Below are 12895 nucleotides of genomic sequence, written 5' to 3'. Positions count from 1 at the left end.
TCCGGCGATCAGAACAGGCCGTTGTCGTGCGGCAGGCTGCGGGCCGGGCCGCGCGATCCTCGCGGAGCGGGATGAACGACAGCGGTGGATCCTCACCATGCTGGCCGCCGACTGCTCGGCAGAACTTCCTGAGGACGCGTGCCGCCTCGCGGTAGACGCCGTGCCGCCAACCGCGCACATAGCCACGGTGCTTGGGATGAGCGGGCTGCGCGGTGATCCAGCCCCCGCGACCAGTCGAGCGTCTTCGCGGCCCGCAGCTTCTTCAGCAGCACCAGGTGCAACTGGTCCCACACGCCCGCCTCGTTCCATGCGGCCAGCCGCCGCCAGCAGGTCATCCCCGACCCGAAGCCCAACTCCTGCGGCAGGTACTCCCACTGGATGCCGGTGTGCAGGACAAACAGGATCCCGCACAGCGCCTTCCGGTCCGGAATGCGTGGCCGGCCCTCCACCAGCTTCGGGCCCGGCTGCGGCAGCAACGGTTCGATGAGCGACCACAGTTCGTCTGAGACGATCCACGGACGCGACTCCCTCTTTCCCACGACCAGACCAACGAACAACCAGACCAACAGTCACATGATCAACAGCTTCTGTTAGGACCTCTAAGGGATTCGGGCGTACTCGGCCTGCAGCCCGTCCAGTCCACCGGCCGCCTCCGGACCGCCGAAGAACACCGTGCCCGCGCGCGGTCCCCCCGGGTTGGCGTTGTCGCACTGCGCGTAGTAGCCCGCGCGACAGTAACTGCACGTCCCGCACGCCACGGTGGACGGCACCACCACGCGGTCGCCGGGACGGAGATTGCGCACCTCCGGCCCTACCTCCTCCACGACGCCGACGGCCTCGTGACCGAGGATCCGCCCCTCCTGCATGCCGGGCATGGTGCCGCGCACGAAGTGCAGGTCGGTGCCGCAGATGGCGGAGGTCGTGATGCGTACGATCGCGTCGTACGGATCCTTGATGGTCGGCTCGGGCACGTCGTCCAGGCGTATGTCGCCCAGTGCGTGCCATACGACAGCCTTCATGCATGTTCTCCGTTCGCTCGTGACGGGCTCGGAGGTCATTCAGGAGGGACCAGATGCAGTACCGGTCGACGTCCGGGGGAGCCCGCCCTGGCCCGCGCCTCGTCTCCCCCGCAACCGCAGCGATCACTGTGCGATCCCGGGTTTCCTCCCCTACGGCGCCAAAACAGTGTCACCGTGCCCAGCAACTCGGCGTGGGACGTGCACCGACCGTCCTCTGGCGACCGATGCCCACCGTCCTGTGCCGCGAAGGGCATGGCGACGACCACACCGGCCGGTGACCGAGGCGAGGCGAGGAGTAGCGTGAAAAGACAGAGACCATGCCGCCGGCGTCAGGCGGTGGCCGCGCTGAGGTGTTCCTTCGGACCTTGGACTCCGTTGCCGCAGTGACACGACACGAGCCGACGACGGGGCCGCGGGCCACGAGCCAACGGCCACTAAGGAACAGCCGATGAGCGCGGAAGACTACGACAGCACGGCCATCACCCAGTGGCTGCTGGACACCGAGTCGCTCGAGGACTTCTTGCAGACACTGGCCGATGCCGCGCTCGACCTGTCCCATGCGCAGGGCGCCGGTCTCACTCTGGAGCGCGACGGTCGGCCACTGACCGTGGTCAGCGCCGGAACCGCAGCGACGAAGCTGGACGAGAAGCAGTACGGCCAGGACGACGGACCTTGCCTGCAGTCCCTGCGCACCGGGCGGGAACTGGCCGTCGAGGACATGCTCACCGAGACCAGGTGGGGCGACTATCCCGCCTACGCCGCGGACTGCGGGATCCGTTCTTCCCTGTCTCTGCCGATCGCCGCCCGCACCCAGACCGTCGGCGCTCTCAACCTGTACGCCGCCCCACCCGACTCGTTCGGACAAGCCGATCTCACCGCCTTGCGCTCACTCACCGCGCAAGCCAGCGGCGGCATCGCACTTGCTCAACGCATCGCGGACACCCAGGAGTTCGCCGAGCAGATGCAGACCGCCATGAAGTCCCGCAGCGTCATCGACCAGGCCCTCGGTGTGATCATGGGCCAGCGACGCTGCACCGCCGACGAGGCTTTCGGCGTCCTGCGGTCGGCGTCCCAGCACCGCAACATCAAACTGCGTGACCTGTGCGCCGAACTCATCACGAACATCACAGGCCAACCACCCAACCCTCCCGCGCTGCGTCCCCGGTCGTGACCCGGCCAACCATCGCGCTTCCGGAGCGGGCGAACCACATCCTCCGCCGGGCGGCCGCCCCGGCTCACCACCGTTGCCCGGGCCCTCTGCCAGGCGCTGCCCAGCCTCATCACGGCCGTGGCGATGCCGATTTTTGAGGCTTGAGCACCGCCAGTACATCGTCGAGCGAAACTTCGGTGGGGTCAGTCATATCGGGACCATCGAACGTATGCCAGATGTAGGAAGAAGTTCCACTCTCCCGCAGCGGATGCAAGTCGGCCAAGTCCGGATCGTCCCGGAAGGTGTTGAACGCCTCTTCGGACTCCCATTCGACGAGAAACAGAACCTGCCGTGGCGCGAGGTCACCCGCTACATTGTCTCGGAAACGGCCGAACGCCACCATTCGACCACCATATTGTGGAGCCGCTTCGGGCAGACGGCTGAAATACGCGAGGTACTTCTCCAAGTCGGCCACGTCAAACATATTCAGGGCGTAAAACTTCTTCTGCGAATTCGCACTCATTGCCAATACTCTCTCTGTCTCAGGAAACCGTAGGCCGTTCCCGCCCGTTTCGCCGGTCTCTCGCTCCCCCACCCCCGAAGGCTTGCGGCAAGGGCGCCGCACTCTGGGCGAGTTCGCTCAGCCACCGATCTTCACGCCGACTGCGCGCCGGCGCTGATCTGTTGGGTCAGCTTGAGCAGTTCCTCGACGTGGTAGATCTCGGTGATCTTGCCGTCGACAACGCGGATGATGTCGGTGCCCTTGATATCGACCGGGTTGCCGCTGGCGGCGAACCCGAAGGCGTCTCCGGTGTGGGTCCCGGTCATCCTCCAGTGGAGGACCACCCAGCCGCCAGGAAGCTCCTGTTGGAAAACGATCCGGTGCTGCGTGTCGGTGAATCCGTCGCGGACCGCGGCGATCAGCGCTCGCATGCCGTCGATGCCCGAGGCGGCGCCGTCAGGGGGGTTGTGGTCGATCACGTCGGGGGCGAACACCTCGTCCGCCCCGGCGATGTTGCCGGTGTCGTAGAGCTCAAGGTTGCGCGCGGCGATCCGCAATGCGGTGGTCGTGGCCGAGCGCACCATCTCGCTTGAGGTGTTTGCCGTACTGATTGCAGTCATGAGGCCCTCCAAGGTGTGTGGTACTTCAAATGCACTAAGGGGGACGGGTGCCGATCGCGTCCGTCTACAATTCGCCCGTCCTGAAATCCGCGCTGCTTTTGAGGACCGCGGAGCCCACAGTCCAGTTCTCAGACTGAACCCACACAGCATTCGGAAACCGATCGGTTTTCATTACTGTACACCGGTCGGTTTCCAGGTGGCAAGCGGGCAGGCGGGCGCGAACGGGGTTTCCCTGGCCTGCGAGCGACCGCATCGGCGTCGACACGTTGTGCCGCACCGCCGGGGTACCGGAGCGGTCGCTGTACCAGCTGTTCGACTGTCGCGCTGCCTTCCGCGCTCGCTGTCTCGGGGTGTGCTGGTACCGGCTCGGGCACGGCCTGATGCAGCGTCAGCCCTCCTGGTGGTGGGCAATGGGCCCGCTTCGTGCACGCACTCTCGAGGAGGACGCCTCCGTTGCTGGAGCACGCCGGGGTGAGGACATCACGGATCAGTCATCCTGGCCGGGCTCCGCCTCCTGGCGGTCGACGCCGGTGGTGCGGAACCGGCTGCGGTAGCCGCCCGGCGAGACTCCGAGGTTGCGGCGGAAGATCCGTCTCATCGTCTCCGGGGAGCCGAAGCCGGCGCGCCGTGCGACGGACTCCTGGCTGTCGTCTCCGCTCACCAAGAGAAGCTTGGCCGCCTCCAGCCGGGTCTGCTCCACATAGCGGGCCGGCGTCACGCCCACCTCGTCGCGGAACATCCGCCCCAGGTGGCGTTCGCTCACCGCGGCGCGGACGGCCATCGCGGCAGTCGAGTGGTCTGCGGCCGGATCGAGGACCACTGAGTCCAGGACCTGGCGCAGGCCGCGCGTGGTGGGGGCGCCCGCCTCGGACCAGACGCTGAACTGCGCCTGGCCGCCCGGGCGTTGCAGGAACACGACCATCCACCGGGCGACCCTGCGGGCGACGTCTGTGCCGTAGTCGTTCTCGACGATGGCCAGGGCCATGTCGGTGCCCGCGCTGATGCCGGCACCGGTGACGAAGGGGCCGTCCTGGACGAAGAGGGCGTCCAGATCCACGTCGATACGGGGGTATTCCCGGGCGAGTCGCGCGCAGTGCGCCCAGTGGGTCGTCGCTCGGCGTCCGTCCAACAGCCCGAGGGCGGCCAGCACGAAGGCGCCGGTACAGACGGAGGCGATCCGCGATGCCCGGGGCGCCAACTCCTGGACCATCGCCAGCGCTTCGGGGACCGTGTCCGGGGTCAGCTCCTCCGGAATGTCGTGTGTGCCCGAAGCGAACGTGAAGTCGGCCGGTACGCCTCCCGGCACCAGGAGGGTGTCGATGGAGTCGGGAGCGTCGGCCACGGGAATGTCCGCGCTCAGCCGGGTGAACGCGGTGGTCCCGACCGGTTGCCCCGTGGGAGAGACCAGCAGCACCCGGTAGCGGGCCCCGAAGTCGTTGGCCCGGGCGAAGATCTCCAGCGGCGCCGCCACGTCCTGCAGCGTCACCTTGTCGTACAGGACGAAGACCATGGTCCGCTCTGCGCCGTGGTCCGCGGCCGCCGCGATACTCCGGTTCATGCTCCGACCTCCTCAGTGGAGCGAGGGTTGCCCTCGTGTCCGAAATCGTGGCTCGTGTGTCCGTTGCAGCCCTTGGCCCCTGCCCTCTCCAGGCGGGACCGTGGAGGCCGAGCAAATCACCTGGCCGGGTATCCGGGTTCCCGGAAATACCGAGTGAGGAATACTAACCGCACGGAGACCTGATTGGTCCAGTGCTCATATTTGACTTTGCAGCCTCCCGTGGCCTCACCGACAGGCCTGGGCGGCTTTTTCTGCGTTGACACCATAATTCCTCCGCCGTCAATTCCGGACATCACTTATTCAGCCATCGTTAACTTGCGTGAAACACGGTAGCCGGAACCTGTTGATGTCTCACCGCGCCGTAAGCCGACACAATCGGCACCGACGTAACTGCGGTCGTCGAGGGCATCCTGCCAGGACGTATCCGGCAACAGAAGCCGAAGAAGCACGCCTGTCCACGTCCGAATCGAAAAGCACGAGCTACCTGATTCGGCACCAGCAACCGAGCCTGCGCGCGAAATCTCCGCGCCATGGATTCCCATTCTCTTCCGCCCCTCAGCGGGCCAATTATCGCCTGCCCATCTTCGGGCACAAATTCCCGCCGGACCGTGAGAACCCGGCACCAGAGGAGTGGTTTGGCCATGCGCCAGCTAAATGCTCTATCGATCAGTATCGGCGTGCTCGGCGGAGTCGCCACGCTGATCACCGCCACCGTCCTGACCGTTCCGGTCTGGGTCATCTTCATCGCCTGGGCCTCCTTCTTCATTCTCGGAGCCGGCACCGACGGCATGGCGAGGTCGATCGCCTCGAACCTGACCGGCATCGTCATCGCCTCGTTCACACTGTTGGTCATCCACGCGCTGGGCGGTGGCACCGCCATCGCCGCCATCGCCGTGGGTGTCGGCAGCGCCGCCATGGTGCAGGCGTCGAAGATCCCCCTGCTCTCGAAACTCCCGGCCATCGTGTGGGGATTCGCCTCCACGGTCGGCACCGTGGCCGCCACCGGCCACGACATCACCACCGCGTCCATCAGCAACCCGGCGCTCGTCGCGGCGCTGTCCATGGTCCTGGGCGCGGTGTTCGGCATCGCCTCGGAGTACTGGGGCGCCGCGATGACCGCACGCCCGGCCGCCGAGCCGACCCCGGAAGGGCAGTCATGAAACTTCAGCACCACCTCGGAGGCCTGGAAAACCTCGGCCCCGTCGCCTACGAGCCCCGCGTCTTCGTCGAGGACTGGGAGCAGCGCATCTTCGGCATCCACGTCGCGATGATGGGACTGAGCGCCCACCTCGCCGACGCTGTGCCCCAGTACCCCATCGACGACGTACCCACCGCCTTCTCCTCCGTCTGGACCTGGGCGGACCTGCGCAAGGGCGCCGAGGCGATGCACCCCTTCGCCTACTTCCAGTACCGCTACTACGAGAAGTGGCTCGGCGGCATCGGCGGGTTCTTCGTCTCCCAGGGCTACATCACCGCGGAGGAGTTGGAGGAGAAGGCCGCGGAGTACCTCCAGGAGCCGGGACGCGGCCTGCCCGAGGGCGGGGACGAACGCATCGACGACCAGGTCATCCGCTACCTGCGCGAGGGTGACTCCCCCCGCCAGGGTCCGGCCGAATCCCCCGCTTTCGCCGTCGGTGACCGGGTGACCGTCACGGACGTACCGCCCACCGAACACACCCGGCTGCCGGGCAACCTCCGCGGCCGCACCGGCACCGTGGAGCGCGTCTTCGAAGGCAACTACGGCTACTTCTGCTCCACCGGCCCCGACGGCATCGGAGAGCCGATGCCCGTCTACGCCGTCCGCTTCGAACCGACCGACATCTGGGGAGAACTCGCCGAACCCGGCGCCGTGCTCTACGGCGAGCTCTACCAGACCTACCTCACCCACGCGACGGAGGACCAGCAGTGACCGTGCAGTTCGACTACCCCGAGGACCGCGAAGCCCGCAGCGCCGCCCGCGTGCGGGCGCTGGAAGCCCTGCTCATCGAAAAGGGGGTGATCACCGACGCCACCGTCGACAAGGTCCTCGGCTACTTCGAGACCGACATGACGCCGCTCAACGGAGCAAAGATCGTCGCCCGCGCCTGGACCGACCCGCAGTTCGCGGAACGGCTCGTCAAGGACACACCGGCCGCCGTCGCGGAACTCGACCTCCCCATCGGCATGGACGGCGCCGAGGGCGAACACCTGCAGGCCGTGGCCAACACCCCCGGCGTGCACAACCTGGTCATCTGCACCCTGTGCTCCTGCTTCCCCTGGCCCGTGCTCGGCCTCCCGCCGTACTGGTACAAGGACCCGACCTTCCGCGCCCGCGCGGCCCGGGAACCCCGGGTGGTGCTCAAGGAGACCGGCCTGGACCTCGACCCGTCCGTCGAACTGCGGGTGTGGGACAGCAGCGGCCATTCCCGCTGGTTCGTCATTCCGCAGCGACCCTCCGGAACCGACGGCATGACCGAGGAAGACCTCGCCGCCCTGGTCACCACCGAGTCGATGATCGGCATCGCCGCGGTTCCCTCACCCGCCGCCTGAGCCGCAACCGGACACCACAGAAAGGGAATTCATGGAGGCCACCGCCACCACCACGCCCCCCTCGCCCCTGCACGACACCTGCGTCACCGACATGAACGCGCCCACCTTCGACGCCGACTGGCAGCGCCGGGCGTTCGGCGTCGCCGTGGCCCTGTCCGAGTTCGGCCACTACCCCTGGGACGCGTTCCAGCAGCGACTCATCGCCGCCATCGGCGCATGGGAGGCCACCTCCGCGCCCGAGCAGGGCAGTTGGCAGTACTACGAGCACTGGCTCGCGGCGCTCGAAGGCGTGCTCGTCGATCACGACCTGGTCGCCGACGACGAGATGCGTGCCCTGCTCGGGGCGTAACCCGCTCCAAGGCCCGGGCTGGGCCACCCAGGACGTCCGTTCCGGCCCGTCCGCCAGGGCCGCACCCGCGCATGACTCACGATCAGCGGGTGCGGCCCGCGCTATCTCACTGCTGACGACGGCACCGCGCGGTGCCCCCGCCAAGGATGTGTGTGTGACCACAACGACCATCACCGCCGGCCGATGGACCCGCGCCGAACGGCTGCGCATCACGGGCATCGTCGGCGTCATCGCCGCCCTGCACGTCATCGGATGGAGCCTGTACCTCTTCTACGCCCGCGGCCCGGCCGGCGCCGGGGCCTTCGCCGGAGCCGGAACCCTCGCCTACACGCTCGGTATGCGGCACGCCTTCGACGCCGACCACATCGCAGCCATCGACGACACCACCCGACTGATGATGCAACGCGGACGCAGACCCGTCGGCGTGGGCTTCTTCTTCGCCATGGGCCACTCCACCGTGGTCCTCGCCCTCGCCTTCGTCGTCGCCCTCGCCGCAGGCGCCGCCGGTTCGGGCATCGACACCTTCCGCCACGTCGGCGGCCTGGTCTCGCAGATCGTGGCCATGGTGTTCCTGCTGCTCGTCGCCGTGCTCAATCTCATGGTGCTGACCGGCATCGTCGGCCTGTGGCGGCGCATGACCTCGGGCCGGCTCGACCAGGGCGAGCTCGATCTGCACCTGCTCAACCGCGGCCTGATGAACCGTATTCTCGGTCGCCGCGCCCGCGGACTGATCCGTTCGTCATGGCACATGTACCCGGTCGGCATCCTCTTCGGCCTCGGTCTGGAAACCGCCAGCGAGATCACCCTGCTGGCCCTGTCCGCCAGCGCCGCCGCCCACGGGTCCGGCCTGCCGACCCTCGCCGTCCTCTCCCTCCCGCTGCTGTTCGCCGCGGGAATGAGCGCCTTCGACACCGCCGACAGCATGCTGATGACCCGCCTGTACTCGTGGGCGTACCGCAGCCCCGCCCGCAAGCTCTACTACAACATCGCCACGACCGGCATGACCGTCGCCGTGGCCGCGTTCATCGCCAGCGTCTACGTCGCGGGGCTCGTCGCCGACGTCACCAGATCCGGGACACTGGTCACGGCCTACGCCTCCCTGGCCGACCACTTCGAACTGCTCGGCTACATCGTGGTCGCCATCTTCGCGGCCTCCTGGCTCTGCGCCGCCGCCATCTGGCGCTTCCGCGGACTCGCCGAGAAGTACGGCGACCGGCAAGGCGCCGCTGACGACGCACCTCAGCGATCCTGAGCTCTGGTTCCGGATGAGCACGGCCGCGCGCCAGGCGGCGACCAGGGCGGAGCAGTCGGCGATCGACATGTCCTCGGAGCCGAGGGCGAACGCCTGGACGTCGAGGAGCCAGGAGACGTCGATGTGCAGGTGCATCAGGCGGCCGCGGCCCCGCCCGGACACTCGCCGCAAGAGCCCCGCTCCCCTGCCCTCCCACCCGGTGCCGGAAGGCTGGAGCGCGAGAGCTGCCCTCCCCGAGGTCCGCGCCCCCGCGTCTGCGTCCCCGGCCGCCGACAGCGGCCGGGGACGCGCACGTCCATGGGTCAGCGCGCGGTCAGTTTCCAGAGGTGGTCGGCGGTGCCGTTGTCGGTCCACTGGAGGACCTGGGCGCCGGAGGACGTGTTCATGTCCTGCACGCCGAGGAGCAGGCCGCTGTTGTAGTTGGCGATCTTGTAGTAGCCGTCGCGGGCCGGGATGAGCTGCCAGAGGTGGTCGGCAGTGCCGTTGTCGCCCCAGATCAGGGCGGTGCCGCCGTCACCGGTGCCCGCGTTGGTGATGCCGAGCAGCAGTCCGCTCTTCTGGTTGACGATCTTGTAGAGGCCGGAGCCGGCGGCCACCAGGGTCCAGTTCTGGTCAGTGCCGGTGGTGGACGTGGCCTGGACGACCGAGGTGCCCTGGGCGGTGCCCGCGTTCAGGGTGTCCAGGGCGAGGCCGCTGTTCTTGTTGGTGATCTGGTAGCGCCCGGCGAGCGAGGTGTTGGTGCCGCTGGGCGTGACGACCACGTGGTAGCCGTCGGTGGCGTTCATGGTCACCGGTACGGTGACGGAGCCGCCGGACACCGTGTAGTCGGCGTCCGAGACGGTGATCGGGCCGGGGGACGCCGTGGTGCGGCCGGTGCCCGGGCTGTACTCCACCTTCACGTGGACCGTGCTGCCGAAGGCCGACAGGGACGACAGGCCGTTGACCGTCACCGCGCAGGAACCCGTGCAGCCGCCGGCGACGACGCTGATCTGGTTGCCCGCACTGTTGCGGGAGGCGATGCCGTCGATGCCGGTCTGTGCGGGAGGCGTGGTGACGAGCATGTTCCCCGACATGTCGCCGTACCACTTGTACGTCCAGTACGAGCCGTTCGGTGAGCCGCCGGTGTCGGTCAGGGTGTCGCCGAGGGTGCCGTAGTGGTTCCAGAAGGCGAGTTCGGCGTCCCGGACTCCCGTCCGCTCGAACTTGGCGGCGTAGCCGATGAGAGCGCCGGAGTTGCCCATCTCGGCGGGCGTGCCGTACTCCTCGATGGAGATCGGCCGCGGGCTGATGCCGAGGCTCGACTCCAGGGACCGGTACGCGGAGACGTGCGCGGCGATGTCCTTGCTGCCGTTCAGCTCGTGCCAGGCGATCACGTCGGGGACGGTGCCGCTCGCCTTGGCGTCGGTGAGGAACGAGCTCATCCAGGACTGGTTCCACGCCGAGTAGCTCGGGCCCTGGATGGGGGCGGCGGCGTCCTTGGCGCGAACCTCCTTGAACGTGCGTGCCCAACCCGCGTTGAAGGCGCCCGCGTTGGTGGTGTCCCAGGTCCAATCAGGCTCGTTCCACAGCTCGTACGCGCTGATGTTGGTGGCGCCGGAGGACTGCACCGAGGCGACCTGCTTGTCGACGGCGGACAGCCAGTCAGTCCAACTCACCCACTTGTAGGGGAAGTTCGGGTACCAGTCAGGCATGCGGACGACCACCTTGGCGCCGGCTCGGGCCGCCTTGGGCGCTACGACGAGCGCGTCACCGGCGGGCTTCGGCTCGCCGTTGGGCAGCTGACTGCCGCCCGGGGCCATCTGCACGAAAGTGTTCGGCTTGAGCGCCTGGACCACGCTGTCGGCGGGAGTGGTCCCGTCGGCGAGGCCGTAGAGGCTGCCGGTCGCGACGTGGGTGACCGCGCGCAGGGTCTGGTTGGCGTTGACGACGAGGGTGGTGGCGGAGGTAGGGACCGCCTCGGCGGACGGCACGGTGACGGCGAGTGCCGTGACGGTCAGCGCGGCGGCGCCGATGGCGGCGGTCAGGCGGCCGGGCGTGGGGGGTCTTGTGCGGCTCATGACAGGGGTTCTCCTCAACGGAGGGGGTTGGATGGAAGGTCGTGCGGCTCAGTCCTTCACGGCGCCCGCGGTCACACCCGCGGCCACGTAGCGCTGCGCGAGGACCAGCAGGACCGTGGCGGGGACGGACGCGACGACGGCGGTGGCCATGATCGCGTTCCACTCCTGGTTGTTGTTGCCGATGTACTTGTAGATGCCGAGGGTGATCGGCCTCCAGTCGCCTCCGCCGTCGAGGGTGTTGGCGAAGACGAAGTCGGACCAGGCCCACAGGAAGCTGAAGAGCGAGACGGTGACGACGGCGTTGCGGCTCACGGGCAGGACCACCGACCAGAAGGTGCGGAAGGTACCGGCGCCGTCGATGCGGGAGGCGGCGATCAGCTCGCCGGGGATGCCCGACATGAACGCGGTGAAGATCATGACGCCGAACGGCACGGCGATGGTGGAGTCCGCGACGATCAGGCCCCACCAGGAGTTGAGCAGCCCGAGATCGAGGAAGATGCCGTAGAAGCCCATCGCCATGACGATGCCGGGGATCATCTGAGCGACCAGCAGTACCAGGCCGAGCGCGCCGCCGCCGAGGGGACGCAGTTTCGCCAGGGCGTAGCCGGCCGGGGCGGCCAGGACGAGGGTGAGGGCGACCGTGCCGAGGCCGATGAGCAGGCTGGTGCCGAGGTAGGGCATCTGATCGTCGAGGACGGCCCGGTAGCCCTCGAAGGTGGGGTGCAGCGGGAACAGGTCGGGCGGGGTTTTGCGCATGTCCTGCTGCGGGGTGAGGGACACGTTGAGCATCCAGTACACCGGGAACAGCATCAGGGCTGTCAGCAGGAGCCCGATGAGGGTGTAGCGGCGGGAACCGGTACGTGACTTCACGCCTCCTGCCTCCTCTGGCCGGACTGGACGCGGATGTACAGCAGGCCGAACACGAGGGCGATGAGGATGAGGATGTTGCCGACCGCCGCCCCCGGCCCGAACTTGGGCAGCAAGGTGCCGAAGCCCAGTTGGTACGACCAGGTCGCCAGGGTGGAGGAGGCGTCGCCGGGCCCGCCCTTGGTCATGATCCAGATCAGGTCGAACACCTTGAGGGTGTAGACGAGTCCGAGGAGCAGGGTGATCGCCGACACCGGCCGCAGCAGCGGGAAGGTGATCCGGCGGAACTGCTGCCAGGCACTCGCCCCGTCGAGGGACGCCGCCTCGTACAGCTCGCCGGGGATGTTCTGCAGCCCGCTGTAGAGGATGACCAGGTTGAACGGGATGCCGATCCAGACGTTGGCGATGATCACCGAGGTGAGCGCCCAGTCCGGCGAAGTGAGCCAGCCGACCGGGTCCACGCCGAAGAAGTGGAGGAAGTAGTTCACCACGCCCGACTCGCTGTTGAGCATCCACGACCACGAGGACGCCGACACGATCAACGGCAGCAGCCACGGAATGAGGAACAGGGCGCGGAGGGTCGGGGCCAGGCGGAAGTGCCGGTTGAAGAACACCGCGAGGGCGAGGCCGATGGCGTACTGGAAGGCGATCGACACGAAGGTGAAGATCATGGTGTGGCGCATCGCCGGGCCGAACGTCGGGTCGTCCAGCACCTTCTGGAAGTTGTCCCAGCCGGAGAACGGCGCGTCCCCCGACACGAACGACCGGACGGTGTAGTCGCGCAGGCTCAGGTCGAGGTTGCGGTAGAGGGGATAGACGTAGAACGCGGCGAGGTAGGCGAGCAGCGGGGCGACGAAGGCGAGGGCGGTCAGCCGGCTCCGGCGCCGCTGCCGGCGCCGCAGCGGCAGGGAACCGGTGCCACCCGTAGAGCTCGCCTTCGACACGGCCCCGGCCCGCCGCGGTCGGTCGACTCGGGCGATGGTCATGGCGGC

The 12895-nt window shown here is 68.0% G+C and carries 13 protein-coding genes and 1 pseudogene; 6 read left to right on the top strand and 8 right to left on the bottom strand.

Translation table 11 applies throughout. The annotated features are described in order from the left end of the window. Positions 1-224: 224 nt before the first annotated feature. Positions 225-512: pseudogene (locus BFN33_RS13645) on the bottom strand (transposase); the annotation flags it as partial. 87 nt (positions 513-599) lie between these two features. Then, positions 600-1019 carry an alcohol dehydrogenase catalytic domain-containing protein gene (locus BFN33_RS13640; protein WP_069760211.1) on the bottom strand — a complete coding sequence of 140 codons (420 nt, stop codon included), beginning with the start codon at positions 1017-1019 and terminating at the stop codon, positions 600-602. Between the two features lie 448 nt (positions 1020-1467). On the opposite strand from BFN33_RS13640, the gene BFN33_RS13635 reads away from it, so the two are divergent. Continuing rightward, positions 1468-2190, top strand: coding sequence for a GAF and ANTAR domain-containing protein (locus tag BFN33_RS13635; protein ID WP_069760210.1), 723 nt, complete (start codon positions 1468-1470; stop codon positions 2188-2190). A 109-nt stretch (positions 2191-2299) separates the two neighbouring features. On the opposite strand, the gene BFN33_RS13630 is transcribed toward BFN33_RS13635, so the two are convergent. From BFN33_RS13630 to BFN33_RS13620, 3 genes are all read right to left on the bottom strand, one after another. Next, positions 2300-2692 carry a DUF1330 domain-containing protein gene (locus BFN33_RS13630; protein ID WP_069760209.1) on the bottom strand — a complete coding sequence of 131 codons (393 nt, stop codon included), beginning with the start codon at positions 2690-2692 and terminating at the stop codon, positions 2300-2302. 131 nt (positions 2693-2823) lie between these two features. Beyond that, positions 2824-3255, bottom strand: coding sequence for an ester cyclase (locus BFN33_RS13625; protein WP_069760208.1), 432 nt, complete (start codon positions 3253-3255; stop codon positions 2824-2826). 523 nt (positions 3256-3778) lie between these two features. Beyond that, positions 3779-4849 (bottom strand): GlxA family transcriptional regulator, encoded by a 1071-nt coding sequence (locus tag BFN33_RS13620; RefSeq protein ID WP_069760207.1) that lies wholly within the window; start codon positions 4847-4849, stop codon positions 3779-3781. A 641-nt stretch (positions 4850-5490) separates the two neighbouring features. On the opposite strand from BFN33_RS13620, the gene BFN33_RS13615 reads away from it, so the two are divergent. The 5 genes from BFN33_RS13615 (at position 5491) to BFN33_RS13595 (ending at position 8979) form a co-directional block, all read left to right on the top strand. Then, entirely contained in the window at positions 5491-6009 is a 519-nt protein-coding gene (locus BFN33_RS13615) for a DUF1097 domain-containing protein (protein ID WP_069760206.1), read from the top strand. After that, positions 6006-6758 carry a nitrile hydratase subunit beta gene (gene nthB / locus BFN33_RS13610; protein ID WP_069760205.1) on the top strand — a complete coding sequence of 251 codons (753 nt, stop codon included), beginning with the start codon at positions 6006-6008 and terminating at the stop codon, positions 6756-6758. Before BFN33_RS13615 ends, nthB begins: the two co-directional genes overlap by 4 nt. Next, entirely contained in the window at positions 6755-7378 is a 624-nt protein-coding gene (gene nthA / locus BFN33_RS13605; RefSeq protein WP_069760204.1) for a nitrile hydratase subunit alpha, read from the top strand. Before nthB ends, nthA begins: the two co-directional genes overlap by 4 nt. Positions 7379-7409: 31 nt before the next feature. Beyond that, complete coding sequence (locus BFN33_RS13600) at positions 7410-7727, top strand: nitrile hydratase accessory protein (RefSeq protein WP_069760203.1); 318 nt, start codon at positions 7410-7412, stop codon at positions 7725-7727. A 154-nt stretch (positions 7728-7881) separates the two neighbouring features. Beyond that, a complete protein-coding gene (locus BFN33_RS13595; protein WP_069760202.1) occupies positions 7882-8979 on the top strand; it encodes a HoxN/HupN/NixA family nickel/cobalt transporter in 1098 nt (365 codons plus the stop codon). A gap of 302 nt (positions 8980-9281) precedes the next feature. On the opposite strand, the gene BFN33_RS13590 is transcribed toward BFN33_RS13595, so the two are convergent. Genes BFN33_RS13590 through BFN33_RS13580 form a run of 3 tightly spaced genes read right to left on the bottom strand, consistent with a single transcriptional unit; the run spans position 9282 to position 12889 of the window. After that, a complete protein-coding gene (locus BFN33_RS13590) occupies positions 9282-11036 on the bottom strand; it encodes an RICIN domain-containing protein (protein WP_069760201.1) in 1755 nt (584 codons plus the stop codon). Between the two features lie 48 nt (positions 11037-11084). Beyond that, entirely contained in the window at positions 11085-11906 is an 822-nt protein-coding gene (locus BFN33_RS13585; protein ID WP_069760200.1) for a carbohydrate ABC transporter permease, read from the bottom strand. Further along, a complete protein-coding gene (locus tag BFN33_RS13580; RefSeq protein ID WP_069760199.1) occupies positions 11903-12889 on the bottom strand; it encodes a carbohydrate ABC transporter permease in 987 nt (328 codons plus the stop codon). Before BFN33_RS13580 ends, BFN33_RS13585 begins: the two co-directional genes overlap by 4 nt. Positions 12890-12895 lie beyond the last annotated feature (6 nt).

The organism is Streptomyces sp. LUP47B (assembly GCF_001746295.1).
Taxonomy (GTDB): domain Bacteria; phylum Actinomycetota; class Actinomycetes; order Streptomycetales; family Streptomycetaceae; genus Streptomyces.
This window is presented reverse-complemented; position numbering and strand designations above follow the sequence as displayed.